Below are 23,380 nucleotides of genomic sequence, written 5' to 3'. Positions count from 1 at the left end.
TTCCCGGTAAAGTGCGATGAACCCAAAAAAAGCCGGTCAAAGACCGGCTTTTTATAAGTGGTAGCGGGGGCAGGATTCGAACCTACGACCTTCGGGTTATGAGCCCGACGAGCTACCAGACTGCTCCACCCCGCATCAAACTGGTTGTTTACCGGGGCTTCCCCCGATCAACGTGCGCGTATACTAAGGATTCGACCGGAACCTGTCAATCGATATTTTCAAACAAGTCGCCAGGATATTGCAGTTCCTGATCCGCGGCGCGGCTGTACAAACCCACGGCATCAATCGCTTCCTGAACCGGGCGGAATGAGCGACGATGGTGAGCGGTTGCACCCAATCTACCAAGCGCTTCGAGGTGTACGGGCGTCGGATAACCCTTGTGGCCTGCAAAGCCGTACTCAGGGAATTCCTCATGGAGCACAGCCATCTCCCTGTCACGAGTCACCTTGGCGACAATGGACGCCGCACTGATGGCCTCCACCCGGCTGTCGCCCTTCACCACTGGCTCAGAGGTCCAACGCCATTTGGGGCAGCGGTTACCGTCCACCAGTACATATTCCGGCTCGACATGCAGGCCCGCCACGGCACGCTCCATAGCCACCATGGTTGCCTGGAAGATGTTCAGCCTGTCAATCTCATCGGCCTCACAGCGCCCCAGGCTCCAGGATACTGCACGCTCAATGATCTGTTCGTAAAGAGCCTCACGGCGCTTGTCCGTCAGCTTTTTCGAATCCGCCAGGCCCGGTATTGGCTTTTCCGGGTTCAGGATAACCGCGGCCGTCACCACAGCCCCAACCAGCGGCCCGCGTCCCACTTCGTCCACACCGGCCAATAGTCGCCCCTGATATTGGCACTCAAACGGCGGTAAGGGGCGCTTACTCATACTGCTCCGCCTTCTATCAATGCGGAGATGGCTGCAGCAGACTGCTCGTCAGCCCCCTGTCGCAACTGTTCATGCAATTGTGAAAAAGCGGCTGTCAACCGGGCGCGTTCGGATTCATTTTCAAGGCGCTCAAGCACGGCTTCTCCGAGAGACTCGGGCGAAGCATCATCCTGCAATAGTTCCGGAACCAGTTGTTCCTTGGCCAGCAGGTTTGGCAAGGCCACATAAGGCACCTTGACCAGCCTTGAGACCAATGCATAGCTGACACGACTCAACCGGTAACCCACCACCATGGGCTTCTTCAGCAACATGGCTTCCAGAGTGGCGGTTCCGGACGCAAGCAATACCACGTCGGACGATGCCATCACCTCTCTCGAACGACCTCGCACAATGGTCACCGCCAGTTTCACGTCCAGGGCTTCCACCAGTGCCCGAACCTGCTTTTCCCGATCCCGGTTTACGCAAGGAATCACCAGTTGCAAATCCGGACGCCTGCCCTGGATCCAACGGGCGGCCTCCAGAAAAAGAGTACCCAGACGCTCCACTTCCCCGCCCCGGCTCCCCGGAAGAATGGCCAGCACCGGCGCATCTTCCAGAAGCCCCAGGGACTGACGGGCACCAGCTGTATCAGGCATCATTGGAATGCGGTCCGCCAGGGGGTGCCCTACAAAGGCCACGGGCACGCCGTGCTCTTCGTAGAAACGGGCCTCAAACGGGAACAGGGTAAGCATAAGGTTGACAGATTTGGCGATCGTGAAGATCCGCTTTTGCCGCCAGGCCCAGACGGACGGGCTAACATAATGGGCGGTCGGAATACCGGCATCACGACACCTGCGCTCAATACCCAGGGTAAAGTCCGGGGAGTCGATACCAATGACGACGTCCGGCGGTGTCGCCAGCAGGTAGTTCATCAGCCGTGCGCGAATATCGAACAGCTCCCGTATTCGCCCGAGCACTTCGACGAGCCCCATCACTGACAGCCGTTCCATAGGAACGAGAGAGTGGAAGCCTTCCGCGATCATTTCATCGCCACCAATGCCGACAAACCGCGCGTTCGGATACCTGAGCCGCAGGGAACGGATCAGCCCGGCGCCGAGGATATCTCCTGACGCCTCTCCGGCCACGATGGCGAAAGTCACTTTGCGGGTGCTGGCTACAGAGTTTTCGTGATGGTCCGTCACCGGGGCATTCACTCCCTGGTTAGCGGATGATGCCGCGGTGTGCACCACGAAGGGAATCGATCAGGGGCGTAACTTCGGGAATATCGGAGTAGGCTTTTTCGAGCTCTTCAACGGCTTGTTCCGTAGTCAGGCCCTGACGATAGATAACCTTGTAAGCACGACGGAGTGCCAACAACACCTCCTTGCTGAAACCACGGCGGCGCAAGCCTTCCACGTTCATACCAAACGGCTGTGCAGATTGCCCGCTTGCCATGATGTACGCAGGGATGTCTTTCAGCACAATACTTCCACCAGCACTCATGCTGTGGGTTCCAATATGACAGAACTGATGAACCATGGTGCCGCCACCCAGTATCGCGAAGTCACCAACGGACACATGGCCGGCCAATGTCGCACAATTGGCCAGGATGGTGTTATTGCCAATAATGCAGTCATGCGCCACATGCACGTAGGCCATGAGCAGATTGCCATTGCCGATACAGGTTTCACCACGATCCTGAACCGTGCCCCGATGAATGGTGCAGTTCTCACGGATGATATTGTCATCACCGATAACCAGCGTGGTTGGCTCACCCGCGTATTTTTTGTCCTGGCATTCTTCCCCGACACTGGAAAACTGAAATATGCGGTTATTGCGGCCGATTCTCGTTGGGCCCTTGATGACCACGTGGGACATCACTTCAGTCCCCTCTCCGATCTCAACGTTCGGGCCGATGTAGCTCCATGGGCCAACCGTTACGTTGTCGGCAAGCTTGGCAGAGGGGTCCACAATCGCCTGAGGATGGACTCCCGACCATTCTTTTGTCGCCATCAAACTTCTCTCTCAGCGGTCAATATTTCTGCCACACAGACGACTTCATCATCAACCAGTGCGCGGCACTCGAATTTATAGATTCCACGCTTTCCGGAAATAACCTGTGACTCCATGCACAGCCTGTCCCCCGGCACCACGGGGCGCTTGAAACGCGCTTTACTGGAACCAGCCAGGTATTGTACCACGCCGTCTGAGGGTTTCCGGCCAACCGTCACAAAGCCGAGAATACCTGAAAGCTGCGCCATGGCTTCGATGATCAGCACGCCCGGCATAATGGGGTTATTGGGAAAGTGGCCGGTAAAAAAAGGCTCATTAAGGGAGATATTCTTATAGCCCTTGATGAATTGTCCTTTTTCCAGCTCTGTTACCCGATCAACCAGCAAAAACGGGTAGCGATGGGGCAGGTATTCCATGATCTCGTCGATATACATCATCAGTAGCGGCCTCAGCCTTCCATTTTCTTTTCCAGTTCTTTAAGCCGACGCGCCAAGGCATCAAGCTGACGGAAACGCACAGCATTTTTACGCCATTGCCGGTTGCTGTCGGCGCTGGTTCCAGACGAATACACGCCGGGCTCCCGAATGTCACCAGAAACCAGCGTCATGCCGGTCAGGTGGACCTGATCCGCAATCGTAAGGTGCCCTGCCACACCCGATTGGCCGCCAAAAACACAGTGGCTGCCAATACGTGTGCTACCCGCGATACCCACCATCGCCGCCATGGCACTGTGATCACCAATACTGACGTTGTGCGCAATCTGAATCAGGTTATCGAGCTTCACGCCATCGCCAATGATCGTGTCGTCCAAGGCTCCCCGATCAATTGTGGTGTTCGCACCCACTTCAACATCGTCCCCCAGAATGACCCGGCCAAGCTGGGCTATTCGATGCCAAGCTCCTTTCTCATTAGCAAACCCGAAACCGTCGGAACCGATGACCGCACCACTGAGGATATGGCAACGTTTACCCATAACGATATCGTGGGCCAGGGTTACCCGTGGACGCAGTATAGTCTGCTCGCCAATCTGACACCGGGCTCCAATAACACAGCCGGCGCCCACGACAACGTTTTCGCCCACGACAGCCTCAGCCTCAATAACAGCCTGAGGGCCGATGCAGGCCGTATCCGAGACCCTCGCGGAAGACGCCACAACGGCCGACGGGTGAATACCAGGCTCTGGAACTGGCGCCGGGTCAAACCAATGGCTCAGGCGAGCATAGCCGAGGTAGGGGTTATCCAGTAACAGGACGTTGGTAGGACACTGGTCCGCAGTCGATTGCGAGAGTATAACCGCTGAAGCGCTGGTCTCCGTCAGGTAGCGACCGTACGACGGGTTGGCCAGGAAGGCTATCTGGCCCGGAGAAGCCGCCTGAAGCGTCGCAAGCCCGTTGATTTCCGTATCGGGATTGCCCTTGAGCTCCGCGCCAAGCTCAGAAGCAATGTCGCCCAGCCGGTACGAACGCTTTGTCATTGTCAGCTCCACAAGGTTTATCCGGGCGGGCCATTATCCGGCCCTCCGTATCAGCGGTCCAGTTTCTCTAGCAACTCTTCTGTCAGATTCATTTCAGGCTTGACATACACCACCGCCTCGCTGGGCAGGATCATGTCCAGATTGTTCTCTTCCAGGAGCTCCTTAACCGCTGCGTCTACCTCCGGGCGGGCTTCTTCGAGGAACTGTTGCTTGCGATTGGCCACAGTGGAGTCCAGGCGCTGCTTGAGGAAATTGAATTCCTTAACTTTCTCCTGGAACTCAGCAGCCATCTGTTGGCGCTCGGACTCATTCATCATGGCACCGTCTTTCTCAAGCCGTTCCTTGAGCTTGCGGGCGGCCTCCTGGGCTTCACGAACCTTGGCTTCCTCTCCAGCGAAATCTTTCTGCAGTGTCTCGCTGAACGCGCGCGCATCGCTGGACGAGAACAAGGCCTGGCGAAGGTCAACCACACCTATTCTGGTTTCGGCAGCAGCCGGGAATGCGATCAGCAGCATTGACAGAATCGCTGCAACGGAATATCGGAACATGTTGTTTCTCCTGTTTATCATTGTCTTTCGCACCCCCTCCGGCCCTGACGATCAGAAGGTCTGGCCGAGGGAGAACTGGAACACCTGAGTGTCATCACCGCTCTTGTCGTTCAAAGGTTTGGCAAGACTGAACGCCAGCGGTCCTACTGCCGTGATCCACTGGAATCCTACACCGGCCGACAGGCGAATTTCATCCAGGGCCGGATCAAAATTCCTATCGGCATCAAAAACCTGACCCGCATCCACGAAGAACGCGGTTCTCATGGAACGGGTATCCCCAGCAAACGGTGTGGGGAAAATCAGTTCCAGGCTGCCTTCCGTCAACAAGCTACCACCGAAGGGGTCCGGATCGGAGAAGTCGTTCGGCGCATTGGTAGCAAGCGGGCCGAGAGAGTTTGCCTCATATCCGCGCACCGAACCATATCCACCGGCGTAGAAGTGCTCGTAGAACGGCATCACGCTTCGGCCGTTGTAACCGTCCCCGTAACCAATCTCCGAACGCGCCCTGAATACCCAGGTCTGATTATCATTCAGTGGCTGGTAGAACTCGGTTTTCTGATTCAGCTTATAGAATGTCAGGTCGCTGCCGGGCACCGCTACATCAGCGGATAACGACAGGCTATAGCCGTCCGTTGGAAGCACACCCCTATTTAGTGTGCTGCGCCGCCACGAACCGAACAGGAAATAATTGTTGAAATCGTTGCCTTCTTCATCAATGAAGGTTTTGACCTCTTCTGAGGTGAATGCACCCTCCTTCACCTTGGACAACGTATAACCAAGCCCGAAATTAAGGCGGGTAATGTTGTCCGTAGGATAACCGAAGGTGAGGCGGCCGCCGTACTCATCCAGCAGGTAAGAGGAAATATCCTGTTCTTCAAAGTCGGTTTCACGGGCAAACACGCTGAAACCACGGCTGACGCCATCCACGGTGTAGTATGGGTCCTGGTAGGAAAAATTGGCACTCTTGATGGAGTCACTGACGTTGACGCCAAAGGAGACACGCTTGCCGCTGCCAAAGAAGTTGTTCTCGGACACGTTAGCGCCCAGGATTACCCCGGAGGCCTGCGAGAAGCCGACAGACGCCGACAGACTGCCGGTTGCCTGTTCCGCCACGGAATAGTTAACGTCCACCAAATCATCCGTACCGGGCACAGGAACCGTCTCCACATCGACGGTTTCGAAGAAGCCAAGTCGCTCCAACTTTGTTTTCGAGAATTCGATCCGGTCGGTGGAGGCGACGCCACCTTCCATCTGGGTCATTTCCTGGCGCAACACATCGTCCCGGGTGGAGACGTTGCCATCAAAATTGATGCGCCGGACATACGCCCGCTTACCAGGCTCCACGAAGAAGGTTACTGACGCTGTATTGTCATCGGCAGGCTCCGGCACCGCATTCACGTTTGCAAACGCATAACCTTCGCGGCCAAGACGACGGGAAAGCGCTTCCGAAATCGCCGTCATCCGGGAACGAGAGAACACGTCGCCCTCTTCAATGGGAATAAGCTCCCGCAGCTCTTCCTCAGGTACGATCAGCTCACCGCGCAGGTTGACGTCTGACACCGTGTATTGAGGCCCCTCGTTCAACGAGATGGCAATAAAAACCTGTTTCTTGTCGGGAGAAATCGAGACCTGGCTGGACTCAACCGTAAAGTCGATGTAGCCGCGGTCAAGGTAGAAGGACCGCAGTGACTCCAGGTCGCCGCTCAGGCGCTCCCGGGCATACTTGTCAGCACTGGTGATGGAATTCCACCAACTGGTGGTCTGGAGCTCAAACAGATCCAGCAGCCGCTCGTCGTCAAACGCGTCGTTACCCACAATATTGATGTGCTGGATAGCCGCAACCGTACCTTCGTTAATGTCCAGCTTGATGGCAACGCGATTGCGGGGAAGGTCCTCGGCGGTGGCTTTCACCCGCGCATTGTAACGACCCTGACTGATGTAGGACCGGAGAATCTCAAGCTCCAGTCGCTCAAGGGTCGCCCTGCGAAATACCTGCCCCTCCTGGAGACCCGCTCCGGATAGCGCATCCATCAGCATGGGGGTTTCAATGTTCTTGTTGCCTTCAATGTCTATGGACGTGATTGAAGGTCGCTCCTGAACCGTAAGGATCAGCACACCACCATCACGGCTGGCTTTGATATCGGTAAACAGGCCGGTGCGAAACAGGTCTTTGATCGCATCGGACAGCTCCACCTCATCGACCGGCTCCCCGATCGAAACGGGAAATGCGGAAAATACCGTCCCTGCGGATACCCGCTGAAGGCCTTCTACCTCGATATCGGATACGGTGAATTCATCAGCCAGTGCCGGTTTTATGGTTGAGGTGGCGACTACCAAGCCTACAGCTATACCCAGAAGAGAACGTCTCATTCAATAATTTCGCCTGTTGATGCGCGTAAGGAGTTCGCAATTCTCACAACCGCATCAGGTCGTTGTAAAGTGCAAACACCATTAATGTAAGGATCATTGCCATTCCAATACGCAGTCCGAACGCCTGAGCCTGCTCTGATAGAGGCTTCCGGCGGATGGCTTCAATGGTGTAATAGACAATATGCCCACCATCAAGAACCGGTATTGGCAGAAGGTTCAGCACCCCAAGACTGACACTGAGGTAGGCAAGAAAACGAATAAAGTCTTCGAAACCGGAACTTACACTGGCTTCCGCTATCCTGGCAATGGTAATCGGGCCACTAAGGTTAGTGGGAGAAAGCAATCCGGTCACCATTTTTTTGATCGCGACCAGAGTCAATCGAGTGTCACCCCAGGTTTCAGAGACCGCGTTGGGAATCGCTGCCAGGGGACCATAACTGACATCCCTGAGTACGTGATCAGGCCAGGTCACCTCGCTGACACCCGCACCCACAAAACCGGTAACACTGCCATCGTCTGCCGTTCTTTCCGCGGGCGTCACACGGATTTGTTCCATGCGGCCATCGCGTTCGACCGTTAGCTCCAGGGGCTTTTCGGGCGCCTCGCGTATGAAAGCCACCAGTTCGAACCAGTCCGCTACTGGCTTGCCGTCCACCTCAACCACTCGGTCGCCGGATTTCAACCCGCCGGCCTCAGCCCGGCCACCCGGTGATATCTCCCCCAGCACTGCCGGTACGTCGGGCCGCCAGGGCGTCACACCAAACTCATTCAACGGGTTCGGCGTGTCCTCACTTAGACTCCAGCCATCCAGAGCTCCCCGCAGAGTCCCGCGGTTACCGTTCTGCGAGACATCGATGGTTACCTCACCAAACTCACCCGTGCGCTCAAGCAAGCGCATGTTCACGTCGCGCCAGGATGTCACACGACGGCCGTCGACCTGGTGGATTTCCATGCCGCTGGTGAGCCCGACCCGTTCCGCGACACTCCCCTGACTGACGTCGCCTACAATAGGCGCAACCGTGGTGAAACCAACCACGCTGAGCAGCCAGTAGGCAGCAATGGCAAACAGGAAATTCGCTATGGGCCCAGCGGCAGCAATAGCGATACGTTTCGATGGGGGCTTGGCATTGAACGCCTGATCCTTGAGCTCTTCGGGCACCGGCCCTTCCCGCTCATCCAGCATTTTCACGTAGCCACCGAGAGGGATCGCCGCAACCGCAAACTCGGTGCCCTGCCGGTCGTACCACGAAAACAGAGGCTTCCCGAAACCAACAGAAAACCGCAAAACCTTGACACCGCAGCGGCGAGCCACCCAAAAGTGACCAGCTTCATGGAGCGTCACCAGAATGCCCAGCGTGAGTATCAACGCCAATACGGTTTCAACGATCTGCATAATGCTCTCTGTTGGTGATGATAGAACCGCCTCTCAGGACTCGCATGGTTCAGACAGCCAGCGCCTGTATCTGTTCCCGTGCGACAGCCCTGCCCTCGGCATCCTTCGCGAAGATGGTATCGAAACTGTCTGCCGGTACAACCTCGGTGGCTGCCAACGTACGCTCTATGATAAGGGGGATATCCGCAAAACACAGGTTACCGGAAAGAAAGGCCGACACTGCCTCTTCGTTCGCAGCATTCATTACCGCTGGTGCCGTTCCGCCCTCGTGGAACGCCTCCGCTGCTAACCTCAGGCACGGAAAGCGCTCCAGGTCCGGGCGCTCAAAGTGAAACTGCCCGATGCGAAACAGATCCAGCGGAGCAACGCCGGCTTCAATTCTTTCGGGCCACGCGAGACCGTTAGCAATGGGTGTGCGCATGTCGGGACTACCAAGCTGCGCCAGAACGGACCCATCGGCGTACTCAACCATCGAATGAATGATGCTCTCCGGGTGGACATGCACTTCAATCATTTCCGGCGTGGTATTGAACAGCCAGCATGCTTCTATCAGCTCCAGCCCCTTGTTCATCAAGGTCGCGGAATCGACTGAGATCTTCTGCCCCATCGACCAGTTGGGGTGATTGCAGGCCTCGGCAGGCAGCACATTGCGCAGGGATTCGGCCGAGTGAGTACGAAACGGCCCACCGGAGGCAGTAAGCAGAATGCGAGTAATACCCGCACCACGGGTATCCCGGATCTTGTCCGGCGGCATACACTGGAAGATGGCGTTATGTTCGCTGTCGATCGGCAGAACGTCTGCACCCGACGCCAGAACGGCATCCATAAACAGCTTGCCCGACATAACCAGTGCTTCCTTGTTGGCAAGCAAAACGCGCTTACCCGCCCTCACTGCAGCAAGCGTAGGCGGTAATCCCACGGCTCCAACGATCGCCGCCATAACCGTATCGGAATCATCATCGCCCGCAACCTGGCATAACGCTTCCGAGCCGCCGAGAACCAGGACGGCAGGCAAATCACTTAACGCACGGGACAACGCTTCAGCCGCATTTTCATCGGCCATGACCGCATACCTGGGACGAAACTCATGGCAGAGTTCCACCATGCTGTCGACACTGGTACTGGCGGTTAGCGCTGAAACCGAAAACCGGTCCGGGTGGCGACGAATCACATCGAGTGTACTCAGGCCAATGGAGCCCGTCGCACCAAGTATCGAAACACGACGTTTCACAATAGTCACCATTGCCCCGTCGTCAACCAACCCATCAGCGTGATGATCAGGGCGAACACCGGGATGGCAGCCGTCAGGCTGTCGATTCTGTCCATGATACCGCCATGGCCCGGCAATAGCTGACTGCTATCCTTAATACCCCTGAAACGTTTCAGCATGCTTTCCAGCAGATCGCCAAGCACGGAAACGGCACCGGTAATCAGGCTGGCAACAACCAGAAGCAGCAACTGCATGGTGGTGGCTGAGGCCAGCACACTGATCACAATTGCGAAGATCGCGACCGCCACCAGACCACCCCAGACACCCGCCCAGGATTTTCCCGGACTGACCCTGGGTGCAAGCTTCGCTTTGCCAAACGCACGGCCGGCAAAATAGGCGCCGATATCCGCGACCCAGACCACGCAGAAAACATAAAGAATCAGTAGGAGGTTATTGGCACTGTCGCCGAACTGAAAGCCGCCAGTGCGAAGATGGTTAAGCCCTACCCACGCGGGAACCAGCACCAACAGGCCCATCAGGGCACGGGCAGGCACGCCGCCCCAGCGCTCTGAACCACCGGGGTAGTTTCTTACCAGCAGGAAACTCAGTACCCACCAGAACAATGCCAGCCAAAGCACCGCAACTGCCGGAACGTTCAGCAGTCCGTACAGCACCGCCGCGACCACAAGGGCATATACAACACGGGCCGCGGGCGCAGTCAGGCCGGACATGTTGGCCCACTCCCAGGCACCAACGGTAATAATGGCCCCGGTAAACAGGGCGAACCCCAGGGGCGGCAGGAAGAAAATTCCGCCAATCGCGATGGGGGCCAGGATAAGCGCGGTAATAATACGGGTTTTAAGCACGATATCGTTCGCTATCTTGTCGTTATTGTTCTGACGAAACGCTGGCTATCTGGTCGTCTGTCTGACCAAAACGGCGTTTCCGACCCGCATATGCCTGCAACGCGTGCCCCATTTCCTGCGCCTGGAAATCGGGCCAGTAAACGGGAGAAAAATACAGTTCGGTATAGGCCAGGTGCCAGAGCATGAAGTTGCTGATGCGTTGCTCGCCAGCCGTACGAATCATCAGGTCCGGCATGGGCAAGTCACCAATAGACAGATGTTGCTGAATAAGGTCATCGGTGATGTCGGAGGGCGCCAGCTCTCCAGAACGGACCTTCTCAGCCACTTTACGACTGGCTTGGGTGATATCCCAATGCCCGCCATAATTAGCGGCGATAACCAGCGTCATCCGGGTATTGTCGCGAGTAAGCGCCTCGGCGCGCTCCATATGTTCCTGCAGGTTTGTACTAAACGCGGAGCGATCGCCGATAATGCGCAGGCAGATGTCGTTGCGGTGCAACTTTTTGACTTCCCGCTCCAACGCAAACAGGAACAGGCGCATCAGAGCCGACACTTCATCCTCGGGACGGCGCCAGTTCTCGCTGGAAAACGCAAACAGGGTAAGTACCTCCACCCCTTCCCGGGCACAGGTTTCAACCACTGATCTCACTGCTTTCACGCCGGCTTTGTGGCCAGCGACACCTTTCAGTCGCCGGGCTTTGGCCCAGCGATTGTTACCATCCATGATAATGGCCACATGCCGGGGCCGGCTACCAGCCGAAACCGGAATCTCTGCGGATACACTTTCCGTCATGCAATCCCCTGTTCAGCCGATACCGGACAACTGCAATGGCACCGGCTGATCATTGTGCTGAATTGGACCGGCTGATCAGACAGCCATCAGGTCCTCTTCCTTGGCCTTGAGCTGCTTCTCGATCTCAGCGATATAACGGTCAGTCAACTTCTGGATTTCTTCCTCACCGTAACGCTCTTCGTCTTCGTTGATGTCTTTTTCCTTCAGCAGCTCTTTCAGCGTGCTGTTGGCATCGCGACGCGCGTTGCGGACGGAAACCTTGCCGTGCTCCGCATCAGCCCTGGCCTGCTTGACCATTTCCTTACGGGTTTCCTCGGTCAGCATCGGCATGGGAATTCGAATAACCTCACCGTTGTTGGACGGGTTCAGACCCAGATCCGACATCATGATCGCTTTTTCGATCTTCGGTAACAGCGGCTTTTCCCAAGGCGACACAGCCAACGTACGGTTATCCTCAACGTTCACGCTCGCCACCTGCTTGAGCGGTGTCTCCTGGCCGTAGTAATCCACGGTTACGCTGTCCAGGATGGACGGATGTGCTCGCCCGGTACGGATCTTGTTGAAAGCCCAGCTCAGGGATTCAAGGCTTTTCTTCATCTTCTTTTCAGCATCAGCTTTAATATCGTCAATCACTGCAGCGTCCTCGGATTCGTTGTACAAAATGTCTCAATCAGATTATTCAATCAGTGTGCCTTCCGACTCTCCGGTCACGATACGGGTCAACGCGCCAGAGCGGTTCATGTCGAAGACCCGGAGAGGCATGCCATGATCTCGCGCAAGACATATAGCGGTCAGATCCATCACGCCCAGCTTTTTGTCCAGCACTTCGTCATAGGTGAGACGATCGTATTTTTCCGCAGTCGGATCCTTGTAGGGATCGGCGGAATAAACGCCATCAACCTTGGTTGCCTTCAGCACGGCATCCGCTTCAATTTCGATCCCCCGCAAACAAGCGGCTGAGTCGGTCGTAAAGAACGGGTTACCGGTGCCTGCACAGAAAATCACCACATCGCCGTCTTTCAGGTCGCGTACCGCCCGGCGGCGATCATAATGCTCAACAATACCACTCATAGGGATGGCGGACATAACCCGGGTACGGATATTGGATCGCTCCAGGGCGTCACGCATAGCCAGTCCATTCATGACCGTTGCCAGCATGCCCATATGGTCGCCGGTCACCCTGTCCATGCCAGCGGCGTTCAACGCCGCACCGCGAAACAGATTGCCGCCGCCAACGACCAGGCCTACCTGAACACCAATGCCAATGAGCGAACCAATATCCAATGCCATCCGATCAAGCACTTTTGGATCAATGCCAAAATCGTGCTCGCCCATCAAGGCTTCACCACTGAGTTTGAGCAGGACGCGTTTGTATCTGGGCTGGGTATTGGACGACTTCGGCATGAGGATCCCCTTCTATGTGTCTGGCTTGGTGCCTGGCAGGACAAGCTTCTCAGGCTTGTATCTGACATACTCCTCAATAAAAAGGGGTATCTCAGATACAAGCCCGCCACGAGAACCGGAAAATTCCGGCTAACGTGGCAGACTTGGAAGGTGCCCCGGACATCGCCCTGGCACCTGTCAGAAGGATCAGGACTTGCCGGTACCTGCCGCAGCAGCGACCTCTGCCGCAAAATCCACTTCTTCCTTCTCGATACCTTCACCGACTTCCAGGCGAACAAAGCTAACCAGCTCACCGCCGTTGTCCTTAATCAGCTGACCCACGCTTTGGTCAGGATTCTTGACGAACGGCTGCTCGACCAGGCTGTTCTCCGCCAGGAATTTCTTGATCCGGCCACCCATCATCTTTTCGACGATTTCAGCAGGCTTGCCTTCCATATCAGGCTGGGCCTTGATGACCGCTTTTTCTTTCTCAAGCTCGTCGGCCGGCATGTCTTCCGGCTTGCCAACCCGCGGGTTAACAGCGGCAACGTGCATGGCAACGTCCCGAGCAACTTCAGCGCTGCCTGCGGTGAGGGCCACAACAGACGCAATCTTGTTGGTGCTGTGAACGTAAGCACCCACAACCGGGCCTTCCACCCGTACGATACGACGAACGGTGATGTTCTCGCCGATCTTCTGAACCAGCGCTTCACGCTTGGCTTCCAGATCGCCTTCCATCAGTTCGGCAACGTCTGTTCTGCTGTTCTCAAACGCAACATTCAGAACGTCGTTGGCGAAATTCATGAAGTTGTCATCACGAGCAACAAAATCAGTCTCGGAGTTCACTTCCAGGATGTAAGCGACAGTGTTGTCGTCAGACACCTTGATCAGGGAAACACCTTCAGCAGCGGTACGACCCGCCTTCTTGGCAGCCTTCAGGCCGGAAGACTTACGCAGCTCTTCAATTGCGGCATCAACGCTTCCGCCAGCTTCCACCAATGCCTTTTTGCATTCCATCATGCCAAGGCCGGTGCGCTCACGAAGCTCTTTGACCATTGCAGCAGTAATTGCAGCCATGTTCATTCCTCTTAACTGTTCCGAATTCTGGACCGGTGTGCCCGGAGGTAAACCACGGGCACACCCTACAACCTGTTCGCGAAGGAACTATTACTCCGCAGCGGGAGCAGCACCTTCCGCGTCTTCGCTGACTTCTACAAACTCGTCAGCGCCGGCACCGGCAGACTGGGCCGCTTCGATGCAGGTTTCAGCAACGGCCTGCACGTAAATCTGGATCGCGCGGATGGCATCGTCGTTGCCCGGAATCACGTAATCAACGCCGTCAGGGTCGCTGTTGGTATCAACAACGCCGATCACAGGAATGCCCAGCTTGTTGGCTTCCTTGATGGCGATACGCTCGTGGTCAACATCGATCACGAACATGGCGTCCGGCAGGCCACCCATGTCCTTGATACCGCCGATTGAACGCTCAAGACGGTCCATTTCGCGGGTACGATCCAGAGCTTCTTTCTTGGTCAGCTTGTCGAACGTACCGTCCTGGCTCTGTGCTTCCAGGTCGCGATAGCGACGGATTGACTGGCGAATGGTCTTGTAGTTGGTCAGCATGCCGCCCAACCAGCGATGGTTCACGTATGGCTGACTGGAGCGCAGTGCTTCTTCCTTGATGATCTTGGCCGCCGCACGCTTGGTGCCAACGAACAGGATCTTGTTCTTGTTGCCCGCGAGGTTATGAACGAAGTTCAACGCATCGTTCATGGCAGGAACAGTCTGCTCAAGGTTGATGATATGAATCTTGTTGCGAGCGCCGAAGATGAACTTCGACATTTTCGGGTTCCAGTAACGAGTCTGGTGACCGAAGTGGGCGCCTGCTTTCAGCAGGTCACGCATATTTACCTGAGCCATGATATTTACCTTTTTAGCTTCGGGTTAGTCCTCCACACGTCCGATTGCCCCAACCTGGCTCCGTCGCCTTTATATAGAGACAACATGAGCAGGCACCCTGGGACAACGTGCCGACGTGTGTGCGAATTTGCCGGATTTGTTTCCAGCGGGCGCGTTTATACCATAAATCGCCCGCCGGATTCCATTAATTTGTGTCCCGTAAAGCACTGCAAAACCGCCTCTTCCTTGTACCGGGCAACACTCCCCCTTAAAATGCGTGTTTGATCCAAATCAACGGGAACCCCAATGCAGGTATCGATCAAGACTCCGGAAGAAATCGAGAAGATGCGTGTCGCTGGCCGCCTGGCGGCCGAAGTTCTTGAGATGATTGGCGAACACGTCAAACCGGGCGTAACAACCGAGAAGCTCGACAGTATTTGCCACGCTTATATGGTGGACGAGCAAAAGACCATTCCGGCGCCGCTGAACTACAAGGGTTTCCCGAAATCGGTATGCACCTCAGTGAATCATGTGGTCTGCCACGGCATCCCGAACGAGAAAAAGGTGCTGAAGGACGGTGACATCGTCAATATCGACGTCACGGTAATCAAAGACGGATGGCACGGTGATACCAGCAAGATGTTCATCGTCGGCAAGCCCAAGCCCGGCAGCGAACGCCTGATCCAGATCACCCAGGAGTGTCTATATAAAGGTATTGAACTGGTGAAGCCTGGCGCCCGGCTGGGCGACATTGGTCACGTGATCCAGCAGCATGCTGAGAAGCATCGCTATTCTGTGGTCCGGGACTATTGCGGCCACGGCATTGGAAAGGTGTTTCACGAAGACCCTCAGGTGATGCACTACGGCAAGCCCGGCACCGGGATGGAGCTGCAGGAAGGCATGACCTTTACCATCGAACCGATGATTAACCAGGGAAAGTACCACACCAAGCTGCTGCCGGATGGCTGGACCGTGGTGACCAAGGATCATAAGCTCTCCGCGCAATGGGAGCACACTATCCTGGTGACGTCGGACGGCTACGAAGTACTGACCAAGCGCACGGAAGAGTCATTCTAGGTGGACCTCAGCGAACTGGAATCCAGGATAAGCAACGACATCTCACCTGTTGTAGCAGCCCGGGAGCTGTTGAAGGAACGCTACAACGCAGACGCAGAAGCGTTCCGGCAGGGAGCTGATGTTCGCGCACTGGTCCATTCTCGGTCCGGAACCCTGGATACCGTTCTTGCCCTGATCTGGAACCGCTACGCCTTTGCCGCCTCTGCCGATATCTCTCTCGTTGCAGTCGGCGGCTATGGCCGGGGAGAGCTCCACCCTCACTCGGATATTGATCTGTTGATCCTCACCCGGAGCGGTATAGAAGAGAACTGGCAGGAAGACCTTGGCGCCTTCATAACACTCCTGTGGGACCTGAAGCTGGATATCGGCCACAGCGTCCGCAGCATTCAGGAAAGCATGGATGCCGCCAGAGAAGACGTCACGATTCTCACCAACCTGTTGGAAACCCGCACCATCGCCGGCCCGGATGACTTACGCGACGAACTCAGTCATCAGGTTTATTCAGACGCCATCAGCTCTGACCGCGATTACTTCATCGCCAAACGGGAAGAGCAAAAGCAGCGCCACGCGAAATACGGGGACACGGAGTACAACCTTGAGCCCAATGTAAAAGGCTCTCCAGGCGCGCTGCGGGATATACAGACCATCGGCTGGATTACCAAGCGACACTTCGGCCTGCAGAATATCGCGGATCTGACACGCTTCAGCATCCTGACCGAAGAAGAGCACCGGATACTATTGCAGGGCGAAACCTTCCTGTGGCGACTTCGCTTCGGCCTGCAGCTGATTGCCGACCGCAACGAGAATCGCCTCCTGTTTGACCATCAACGGGCACTCGCCCAGATGTTGGGTTACAAGGATGAGGGCAAGCGGCTGGGCGTCGAGTTGATGATGCAGTCCTACTACCGCACCGTGCTGGCCCTGGCGGAGCTGACCGACGTTATTCTTCAGTACTACGACGAGGCCATCCTCGGCGCCGGAAGTGACGACGACATCCTGCCCCTGAACAAGCGCTTCCAGATTCGCAACTACTACATTGAAGCCGTCAACAATCAGGTCTTCGCCTACGCGCCCTATGCCATCATGGAAATATTCGTTCTGATGGCGCAGCATCCGGAGATCAAGGGCATCCGCGCCACCACCATCCGCTCACTGCGGGCGCACCGCCACCTGATTGACGACGCTTTCCGCTCGGATCTGGCCGTTACATCCCTGTTCATGGAACTGCTGCGGACGCCCCACGCCCTCGACCAGACCCTGTCGGCCATGAAGAAATACAACGTGCTGGGTCGCTACCTCCCCGAATTTGGCCAGATCATCGGCCAGATGCAGCACGACCTGTTCCACATCTACACCGTGGACGCCCACACCATGCGGGTGATCCGCAACATGGTGCGGCTGGACAGCGCCGACGCCCGCAATGAATACCCGTTGGCATCCCGACTGATTCACAGGCTACCAAAACTCGAAACCCTGTATATTGCGGGCCTTTATCATGATGTAGCCAAAGGCCGGGGTGGCGATCACTCAGAGCTGGGCGCAATTGATGTCGAGAGCTTCTGCGAACGCCATCACCTCAGCGAGCGGGACACCCAACTGGCCTCCTGGCTGGTGGAAAATCATTTGCTGATGTCGATGACCGCCCAGCGCAAGGACATCTCCGACCCGGACATCATTCACGGCTTTGCCCGCGCCGTGCCCAGCCAGGTGCACCTGGACTACCTTTACGTGCTGACGGTGTGCGATATCAGCGCCACCAACCCAAAGCTTTGGAACACCTGGCGCGCCTCGCTGTTGCGCCAGCTTTACATCGAGACCAAGAGGGCACTCAGACGCGGCTCGGAAACGCCGGTAGACCGCCAGGAATGGGTGCGCGCCACTCAGTCCGAGGCACGGGAGATTCTCCACGCCCAGAACATGACGGACGAACAGATCGACGGAATCTGGGAAACCCTGGACGAAGACTACTTCCTGCAGGATTCCACGGTAGACATTGCCTGGCAGACCGCTGCCATCATCCGCCATGGCGATGATCCCGACCCGCTGGTGCTGATTCGTGACACCCGGGGCGGCCCTACTGACGGCTACTCCCAGATCATCATTTATATGAGTGACCGTATTGACCTGTTCGCGGCCACCACGGCGGTGCTGGAACAACTTAACCTCAACATCGTCGATGCTCGCATCAGCTCAAGCGAAGGCCCTTTCTCCATCAGTTCCTACATTGTGCTGGACGAAAAAGGCAAACCCCTGGGCATTGACCCGGCCCGCAAGGACCGGGTTCGCATGCGCCTGATTGAGGAACTGGATGACCCGGAAGATTACCCTGACATCATCCACCGCCGCACTCCCAGACAGCTGAAGCACTTTGCCTTCCCCACGGAAGTGACCTTCTCCAATGACACCATCAACCAGCGCACGGTGATGGAGGTGATCACACCGGACCGCCCGGGGTTGCTGGCCCGCGTTGGACAGGTATTGTTGGAGCATCGCGTGCGGCTAACCAACGCCAAGATTGCGACGCTGGGTGAACGGGTGGAAGACGTATTCTTTGTAACCGACGAGCACGGCGAGCAGATCAGCGACCCCGCAGTCTGCCAGGCCCTGCAGCAGGATCTTTGCCAAATGCTGGATGACACCCAATGAACCCCGACCTGGACAGGCTACACCCCTACCCGTTCGAGAAATTGACCAAACTCAAGTCCGGCATCAGCGTTCCCAAGGACCTGACGTCGATTTCCCTGGGCATTGGTGAGCCCAAGCATCCGTCTCCGGAATTCGTCAAACAGGTGATCTCGGATAATCTGGACAAACTCGCCAATTACCCTACAACGAAAGGCACCGACGAACTGCGTCAGGCCATCGCGCGCTGGGCCACCCGCCGCTTTGAACTGACACCCGGATCACTGACGCCTGAGCACCATATCGTTCCGGTGAATGGCACTCGCGAAGGCATCTTCTCGCTGGTGCAATCGGTGGTGGAATCCAGCCAGAGCGCCACCGTGGTCAGCCCCAACCCGTTTTACCAGGTCTACGAAGGCGCTGCGTTCCTCGCCGGCGCAACGCCCCATTACCTTGCCTGCGACGCAGACAGCCATTTTATACCGGACTTTGACAAGGTTCCGAAATCCGTATGGAAAAACTGCCAGGTGCTGTTCCTGTGCTCACCGGGCAACCCCAGCGGTTCTGTGATTCCCCGGGAGACATTGGCGCGGGTCATCGAACTGGCGTGCGAGCATGACTTCATCGTCGCGTCCGATGAATGCTATTCCGAGCTCTACCCGGACGAACGTCAGCCGCCGGAAGGATTACTGCAAACCTGTGCCGCTATTGGCCGCAACGATTTCGCCCGCTGCGTCGTGTTCCACAGCCTGTCGAAGCGGAGCAACTTGCCGGGCCTGCGGTCCGGTTTCGTGGCCGGCGATGCCGATATCCTCAAAGGCTATCTCAAATACCGCACCTACCATGGCTGCGCCATGCCCATACACAACCAGCTGGCGAGCATTGCCGCCTGGAGCGATGAAGACCACGTGCGGGAGAACCGGGCGGCCTACCGCGCCAAGTTTGAGGCGGTGGTACCCATCCTGCGGGAAGTGATGAACGTGGACTTTCCCGATGCCGGGTTCTACCTCTGGCCGGAAACCCCGATGGACGACGAAACGTTCGCGCGGGAACTGTCGGCCCAGCAGAATGTGCACGTGCTCCCCGGGCGCTACCTCTCTCGCACTGTCGATGGCCATAATCCTGGCGAAAACCGGGTAAGGATGGCCCTGGTGGCGCCGGTTGAAGAATGCGTGGAAGCGGCCAAACGCATTGTGACTTTTGTAAAGGCAAACAGGACATGAAACTCTACGGCATTCGAAATTGCGACACTGTCAAGAAAGCCCGGAAATGGCTGGACGACGCCGGCATCGACTACGAATTCCACGACTTCAAGAAGGACGGGCTGGACACTGCCCGGCTCAGCCAATGGGAGCAGGCGGCCGGCTGGGAGGTGTTACTGAACCGTCGCGGCACCACGTGGCGCAAACTTCCGGACGAGGTTCGTGATAATATTAGCGCCCAATCCGCCCACGACCTGATGCTCGACAATCCGTCCATCATCAAGCGGCCCGTGGTTGAGCACGGCGACACGGTCAGCGTCGGCTTTAGTGCCGATGAGTGGGCCGAACGATTCAAACACTGAGAACCAGGAGCACATCAATGAGTTTTGCATTCGGAATTGGTATCGGCACCCAGAACAATCAGGGCGAGTGGCTGGAAGTGTTTTACCAGCAGCCGGTCATCACCCCCGATAACGGCCTCATCGAAGTGGCTCAAAACGTTCTGGATTACCAGGGAGGCAATCAGGCGGTATCGGTGACGCCCGATCAGCTCAAGGCGCTCTCGGACGGATTACGACAGCTGGGCCAGATGGAGCAATCCGCCCTGGCGGGCAAAGCTGCCGAGAGCCGGCGCCCGGTCGTGGTGACCCTACTGGACACCGACGACACTGCCTCCAGCACGCCAGAGGTCTACCTCAAGCTGCACCTGATCTCCAGCCGCCAGGCCAGACCCCATGAGCTGAAACTGGACGGCATTTTCGGCCTGCTACCAAACCTGGCCTGGACCAGCGAAGGCGCCATCGACCTGAACGAACTGCCAGAGCGCCAGCTCAAGGCGCGCCTCGAAGGCCGCACCCTGGAAGTGAAGTCCGTCGACAAGTTCCCGCAGATGACGGATTACGTGGTACCAAAAGGCGTGCGCATCGCCGACACTGCCCGTGTTCGCCTGGGCGCCTATGTGGGTGAAGGCACCACCGTGATGCATGAAGGCTTTATCAACTTCAATGCCGGCACCGAAGGCACCAGCATGATCGAAGGCCGCATCTCCGCCGGCGTGATGATCGGCCAGGGCTCGGACCTCGGCGGCGGCTGCTCCACCATGGGCACCCTGTCTGGCGGTGGCAACATCATCATTTCCGTTGGTGAGAACTGCCTGATCGGCGCCAATGCCGGTATCGGCATTCCCCTGGGTGACCGCTGCAAAGTCGAAGCGGGCCTGTACATTACCGCCGGCACCAAGGTAGCCCTGCTGGACGACAACAACGAACTGGTTGAAGTCATCAAGGCACGGGATTTGGCCAACAAGCCGGATCTTCTGTTCCGCCGTAACAGCCAGACTGGCGCGGTTGAATGCAAGACCAACAAGTCCGCCATCGAGCTGAACGAAGAACTGCATGCAAACAACTAATTCCGCAGAGCTTTCCCCGACCCTCAAGCTCGCCGTTGACCTGATCCGCCGGCCATCCGTTACCCCGGACGACGCCGGCTGTCAGGAACTGATGATGTCGCGGCTCTCTGCCCTTGGCTTCAAGGGCGAGGCCCTGCGCTTTGGCGAAACCGACAACCTTTGGGCCCGCAAGGGTTCGGAAGGCCCCCTGCTGGCGTTTGCAGGCCATACAGATGTTGTGCCCACCGGTCCGGAGAAAAACTGGCGTCATCCGCCGTTCGAGGCGGTGATTGACGATGGCTTTCTTCATGGCCGGGGCGCAGCTGACATGAAAGGCAGCCTGGCGGCCTTTGTCACAGCCTGCGAGCGGTTTGTGACAAACCATCCCGATCATCGGGGCTCTATTGCCTTGCTGATCACCAGTGACGAGGAAGGTCCGGCCCAGGACGGCACCGTGAAAGTGGTGGAAACCCTGGAAGCCCGGAATGAAAAAATCGACTGGTGCCTGATTGGTGAACCGTCCAGCACCCGTGAGGTGGGCGATGTCATCAAGAACGGCCGCCGGGGCTCGCTCCATGGCTATCTCACAGTACAGGGCACACAGGGGCACGTGGCCTACCCGCACCTGGCGGAAAACCCGATTCATACCGTTGCCCCGGCTCTGGACGCCCTCGCGAAGGAATTCTGGGACAGTGGCAATGACTTCTTCCCGCCAACCACCTTCCAGATCACTAGGATCGAAGCTGGCACCGGGAGCAACATCATCCCCGGCGAGTGCCTGGTTCACTTCAATTTCCGCTACTGCACGGAAAACACAGCGGAAAGCCTGGAAGAAAGAGTGGTTGCCATTCTCGACCGCCACGAGTTGAAGTATGACCTGCAATGGCATCTGAGCGGCCGGCCATTCCTGACCGATAGTGGATCGTTGGTTTCGGCGGCACAAAGTGCCATCCGCTCCGTTACCGGCAGGGAAACCGAGCTGTCTACCTCGGGCGGTACGTCGGATGGACGCTTTATCGCTCCGACCGGCGCCCAGGTTCTGGAACTTGGCCCCATCAACGCCACCATCCACAAAGTCAATGAGTGCGTGAAAGCCGCAGACCTGGACACCCTGTCAGAGATTTACGAGCAGGTACTTGTGGAACTGCTGGCCTGATCAGTAGTGGGGAGGAGGCGTTTCGTCCTCCTCCTTTCTGATGTTCGATGACGACACTTCCTTGAGCTGAGTGTTCAGCTGCTTCTTCGCCTCCCAGAGTTCCCGGATATCCAGCTCCTGACGGGCCACCTGCTCGCTCAGGGTATGAATGATGTCGTCCTGGAATGCCAGACGCGTTTCCAGTTCGTCCAGCCGGGCTTGCAGATCTTTGTCGCTCATAAGGTTTTTGGTTCTCCGGGAAGGATTCCCATCAAGGTATTGTGTGATCAATTTGGTGTCGGCGGACACGCCGCTTGGTCAGCGCTCCCCGTTATCTGGTATCATCCCGCTTTTGCCCGCCGGGGAACCTGCAAGACCCGTTTATGTCCTGCTGGCCCCAGCGGTTTTCACCGCCGGAGACCCGATTTTACCCGATATCCGGCTCTTTATCGTTAGCGTTAGATGAATGGAGAAACTTCAGTCCATGCAAAACCCAGCAAAAGCGATCGTCCTTGCTCTCCTGGTCGCGATTCCGTCACCTTTTATCCTCGGTTTTCTGTTGGTGACTTTCACCCCGGAACTCTTCCAGATTCTGTCTCAGGCCGGCACTAGCGAGGAAGCAACCAGTACCACGTTTGTATTGGGCAGCGCCCAGGGCATCGCAGCCTATATTATTGCGGTTGTCCTTTTCGGCCTGGCAGGCTTCGTTACCGTCGCTCTGGCAGCCAAGAAACCCTCAGCCGTGAAGCAGCAAGCGCCTCGCGCCAGCACGGCACCTCGCCAGCCGGCCCCGCGCAAGCAGCAATCCCAACCGGATTACGAGGATGACGATGACTACGACGACAGCACCCCTGAAGGCAATGAGGAAGGCACCGTCAAGTGGTTCAACGTCAAGAAAGGCTTCGGGTTTATCGTTCGCGATAGCGGCGATGAAGTCTTTGTACACTTCCGCGCCATTCGTGGCCGTGGCCGCCGGGTATTGCGCCAGGGCCAACTGGTCCGGTTCAGCGTTGTCGAAGCGGACAAGGGCCTTCAGGCGGACAACGTGTCCATTCTGAGCGACTGATCCACGAGAACGTGCATCACAAAAAAGGGGGCAGCCAACCGGCTGCCCCCTTTTTTATGGTTCATCGCACTTTACCGGGA

At 56.9% G+C, this 23,380-nt stretch carries 23 protein-coding genes and 1 tRNA gene; 7 read left to right on the top strand and 17 right to left on the bottom strand.

The genetic code is table 11. From position 1 onward, the window contains the following. Positions 1-58: 58 nt before the first annotated feature. The 16 genes from B2590_RS15865 to rpsB all read right to left on the bottom strand — a co-directional run bounded on the left by B2590_RS15865 (position 59) and on the right by rpsB (position 14,832). Positions 59-135 (bottom strand) — tRNA-Met (locus tag B2590_RS15865). Positions 136-205: 70 nt separating this feature from the next. Then, positions 206-883: a ribonuclease HII gene (gene rnhB / locus B2590_RS15860; RefSeq protein ID WP_041335156.1), complete on the bottom strand. Its 678-nt coding sequence runs from the start codon at positions 881-883 to the stop codon at positions 206-208. Next, positions 880-2,064, bottom strand: coding sequence for a lipid-A-disaccharide synthase (gene lpxB, locus B2590_RS15855; protein WP_052479682.1), 1,185 nt, complete (start codon positions 2,062-2,064; stop codon positions 880-882). Before lpxB ends, rnhB begins: the two co-directional genes overlap by 4 nt. Before the next feature lie 19 nt (positions 2,065-2,083). Further along, positions 2,084-2,875, bottom strand: coding sequence for an acyl-ACP--UDP-N-acetylglucosamine O-acyltransferase (gene lpxA / locus B2590_RS15850; protein ID WP_036206145.1), 792 nt, complete (start codon positions 2,873-2,875; stop codon positions 2,084-2,086). Then, positions 2,875-3,312, bottom strand: coding sequence for a 3-hydroxyacyl-ACP dehydratase FabZ (gene fabZ / locus B2590_RS15845; RefSeq protein ID WP_036206143.1), 438 nt, complete (start codon positions 3,310-3,312; stop codon positions 2,875-2,877). The genes lpxA and fabZ overlap by 1 nt, the downstream gene beginning before the upstream one ends. Before the next feature lie 11 nt (positions 3,313-3,323). Next, the gene (gene lpxD / locus B2590_RS15840; RefSeq protein ID WP_036206901.1) at positions 3,324-4,349 is read right to left on the bottom strand and encodes a UDP-3-O-(3-hydroxymyristoyl)glucosamine N-acyltransferase; all 1,026 of its coding nucleotides are present in this window, start codon (positions 4,347-4,349) and stop codon (positions 3,324-3,326) included. A 50-nt stretch (positions 4,350-4,399) separates the two neighbouring features. Further along, a complete protein-coding gene (locus B2590_RS15835) occupies positions 4,400-4,897 on the bottom strand; it encodes an OmpH family outer membrane protein (RefSeq protein ID WP_041335153.1) in 498 nt (165 codons plus the stop codon). A gap of 51 nt (positions 4,898-4,948) precedes the next feature. Further along, positions 4,949-7,267, bottom strand: a complete 2,319-nt coding sequence (gene bamA, locus B2590_RS15830; protein WP_036206138.1) for an outer membrane protein assembly factor BamA — start codon at positions 7,265-7,267, stop codon at positions 4,949-4,951. A 43-nt stretch (positions 7,268-7,310) separates the two neighbouring features. Further along, the gene (gene rseP, locus B2590_RS15825; protein ID WP_041335150.1) at positions 7,311-8,660 is read right to left on the bottom strand and encodes an RIP metalloprotease RseP; all 1,350 of its coding nucleotides are present in this window, start codon (positions 8,658-8,660) and stop codon (positions 7,311-7,313) included. 49 nt (positions 8,661-8,709) lie between these two features. Then, positions 8,710-9,903: a 1-deoxy-D-xylulose-5-phosphate reductoisomerase gene (gene ispC, locus B2590_RS15820; protein ID WP_174447637.1), complete on the bottom strand. Its 1,194-nt coding sequence runs from the start codon at positions 9,901-9,903 to the stop codon at positions 8,710-8,712. After that, entirely contained in the window at positions 9,897-10,736 is an 840-nt protein-coding gene (locus tag B2590_RS15815) for a phosphatidate cytidylyltransferase (RefSeq protein ID WP_075194517.1), read from the bottom strand. Before B2590_RS15815 ends, ispC begins: the two co-directional genes overlap by 7 nt. Before the next feature lie 22 nt (positions 10,737-10,758). Then, entirely contained in the window at positions 10,759-11,529 is a 771-nt protein-coding gene (gene uppS, locus B2590_RS15810) for a polyprenyl diphosphate synthase (RefSeq protein WP_286810423.1), read from the bottom strand. 75 nt (positions 11,530-11,604) lie between these two features. Continuing rightward, a complete protein-coding gene (frr, locus tag B2590_RS15805) occupies positions 11,605-12,162 on the bottom strand; it encodes a ribosome recycling factor (RefSeq protein WP_040474182.1) in 558 nt (185 codons plus the stop codon). A 42-nt stretch (positions 12,163-12,204) separates the two neighbouring features. Then, positions 12,205-12,933, bottom strand: a complete 729-nt coding sequence (gene pyrH, locus B2590_RS15800) for a UMP kinase (RefSeq protein WP_007151790.1) — start codon at positions 12,931-12,933, stop codon at positions 12,205-12,207. A 186-nt stretch (positions 12,934-13,119) separates the two neighbouring features. Further along, a complete protein-coding gene (tsf, locus tag B2590_RS15795; protein ID WP_036206125.1) occupies positions 13,120-13,989 on the bottom strand; it encodes a translation elongation factor Ts in 870 nt (289 codons plus the stop codon). A 90-nt stretch (positions 13,990-14,079) separates the two neighbouring features. Next, positions 14,080-14,832 (bottom strand): 30S ribosomal protein S2, encoded by a 753-nt coding sequence (gene rpsB / locus B2590_RS15790; RefSeq protein WP_036206122.1) that lies wholly within the window; start codon positions 14,830-14,832, stop codon positions 14,080-14,082. A 285-nt stretch (positions 14,833-15,117) separates the two neighbouring features. Here rpsB and map point away from each other — a divergent pair, with 285 nt between their 5' ends. The 6 genes from map to dapE are packed head-to-tail and all read left to right on the top strand — an operon-like array spanning position 15,118 to position 22,255. Beyond that, positions 15,118-15,888 carry a type I methionyl aminopeptidase gene (gene map, locus B2590_RS15785; RefSeq protein ID WP_041335145.1) on the top strand — a complete coding sequence of 257 codons (771 nt, stop codon included), beginning with the start codon at positions 15,118-15,120 and terminating at the stop codon, positions 15,886-15,888. Then, on the top strand, positions 15,889-18,534 hold the full coding sequence (locus B2590_RS15780) for a [protein-PII] uridylyltransferase (protein ID WP_036206116.1): 2,646 nt from the start codon (positions 15,889-15,891) through the stop codon (positions 18,532-18,534). After that, positions 18,531-19,733 carry a succinyldiaminopimelate transaminase gene (gene dapC, locus B2590_RS15775; protein WP_286810429.1) on the top strand — a complete coding sequence of 401 codons (1,203 nt, stop codon included), beginning with the start codon at positions 18,531-18,533 and terminating at the stop codon, positions 19,731-19,733. Before B2590_RS15780 ends, dapC begins: the two co-directional genes overlap by 4 nt. Next, positions 19,730-20,074: an ArsC family reductase gene (locus B2590_RS15770; RefSeq protein WP_085681322.1), complete on the top strand. Its 345-nt coding sequence runs from the start codon at positions 19,730-19,732 to the stop codon at positions 20,072-20,074. Before dapC ends, B2590_RS15770 begins: the two co-directional genes overlap by 4 nt. Positions 20,075-20,091: 17 nt before the next feature. Next, positions 20,092-21,120 (top strand): 2,3,4,5-tetrahydropyridine-2,6-dicarboxylate N-succinyltransferase, encoded by a 1,029-nt coding sequence (gene dapD / locus B2590_RS15765; protein ID WP_007151797.1) that lies wholly within the window; start codon positions 20,092-20,094, stop codon positions 21,118-21,120. Further along, a complete protein-coding gene (gene dapE, locus B2590_RS15760; RefSeq protein ID WP_136634017.1) occupies positions 21,107-22,255 on the top strand; it encodes a succinyl-diaminopimelate desuccinylase in 1,149 nt (382 codons plus the stop codon). The genes dapD and dapE overlap by 14 nt, the downstream gene beginning before the upstream one ends. Here dapE and B2590_RS15755 read toward each other — a convergent pair whose 3' ends face one another. Continuing rightward, on the bottom strand, positions 22,256-22,474 hold the full coding sequence (locus tag B2590_RS15755) for a SlyX family protein (RefSeq protein ID WP_007151799.1): 219 nt from the start codon (positions 22,472-22,474) through the stop codon (positions 22,256-22,258). It lies immediately after the preceding gene. 244 nt (positions 22,475-22,718) lie between these two features. On the opposite strand from B2590_RS15755, the gene B2590_RS15750 reads away from it, so the two are divergent. Beyond that, positions 22,719-23,300 (top strand): cold shock domain-containing protein, encoded by a 582-nt coding sequence (locus tag B2590_RS15750; RefSeq protein ID WP_036206100.1) that lies wholly within the window; start codon positions 22,719-22,721, stop codon positions 23,298-23,300. Positions 23,301-23,380 lie beyond the last annotated feature (80 nt).

It is taken from the genome of Marinobacter sp. UBA3604 (genome assembly GCF_002375325.1).
GTDB lineage: Bacteria > Pseudomonadota > Gammaproteobacteria > Pseudomonadales > Oleiphilaceae > Marinobacter > Marinobacter salarius.
The sequence above is the reverse complement of the archived record's forward strand: the minus strand, read 5'-3'. Positions and strand labels throughout refer to the sequence as shown.

Bases quoted from the DNA above. Each gene is read 5' to 3' on its own strand.
- dapE (WP_136634017.1), top strand. From the start codon at position 21,107: ATGCAAACAACTAATTCCGCAGAGCTTTCCCCGACCCTCAAGCTCGCC.
- tsf (WP_036206125.1), bottom strand. From the start codon at position 13,989: ATGGCTGCAATTACTGCTGCAATGGTCAAAGAGCTTCGTGAGCGCACC.
- lpxD (WP_036206901.1), bottom strand. From the start codon at position 4,349: ATGACAAAGCGTTCGTACCGGCTGGGCGACATTGCTTCTGAGCTTGGC.
- rseP (WP_041335150.1), bottom strand. From the start codon at position 8,660: ATGCAGATCGTTGAAACCGTATTGGCGTTGATACTCACGCTGGGCATT.
- rpsB (WP_036206122.1), bottom strand. From the start codon at position 14,832: ATGGCTCAGGTAAATATGCGTGACCTGCTGAAAGCAGGCGCCCACTTC.
- B2590_RS15755 (WP_007151799.1), bottom strand. From the start codon at position 22,474: ATGAGCGACAAAGATCTGCAAGCCCGGCTGGACGAACTGGAAACGCGT.
- B2590_RS15835 (WP_041335153.1), bottom strand. From the start codon at position 4,897: ATGTTCCGATATTCCGTTGCAGCGATTCTGTCAATGCTGCTGATCGCA.
- B2590_RS15770 (WP_085681322.1), top strand. From the start codon at position 19,730: ATGAAACTCTACGGCATTCGAAATTGCGACACTGTCAAGAAAGCCCGG.
- map (WP_041335145.1), top strand. From the start codon at position 15,118: ATGCAGGTATCGATCAAGACTCCGGAAGAAATCGAGAAGATGCGTGTC.
- B2590_RS15750 (WP_036206100.1), top strand. From the start codon at position 22,719: ATGCAAAACCCAGCAAAAGCGATCGTCCTTGCTCTCCTGGTCGCGATT.
- dapD (WP_007151797.1), top strand. From the start codon at position 20,092: ATGAGTTTTGCATTCGGAATTGGTATCGGCACCCAGAACAATCAGGGC.
- lpxA (WP_036206145.1), bottom strand. From the start codon at position 2,875: ATGGCGACAAAAGAATGGTCGGGAGTCCATCCTCAGGCGATTGTGGAC.
- bamA (WP_036206138.1), bottom strand. From the start codon at position 7,267: ATGAGACGTTCTCTTCTGGGTATAGCTGTAGGCTTGGTAGTCGCCACC.
- rnhB (WP_041335156.1), bottom strand. From the start codon at position 883: ATGAGTAAGCGCCCCTTACCGCCGTTTGAGTGCCAATATCAGGGGCGA.
- dapC (WP_286810429.1), top strand. From the start codon at position 18,531: ATGAACCCCGACCTGGACAGGCTACACCCCTACCCGTTCGAGAAATTG.
- pyrH (WP_007151790.1), bottom strand. From the start codon at position 12,933: ATGCCGAAGTCGTCCAATACCCAGCCCAGATACAAACGCGTCCTGCTC.
- ispC (WP_174447637.1), bottom strand. From the start codon at position 9,903: ATGGTGACTATTGTGAAACGTCGTGTTTCGATACTTGGTGCGACGGGC.
- uppS (WP_286810423.1), bottom strand. From the start codon at position 11,529: ATGACGGAAAGTGTATCCGCAGAGATTCCGGTTTCGGCTGGTAGCCGG.
- fabZ (WP_036206143.1), bottom strand. From the start codon at position 3,312: ATGATGTATATCGACGAGATCATGGAATACCTGCCCCATCGCTACCCG.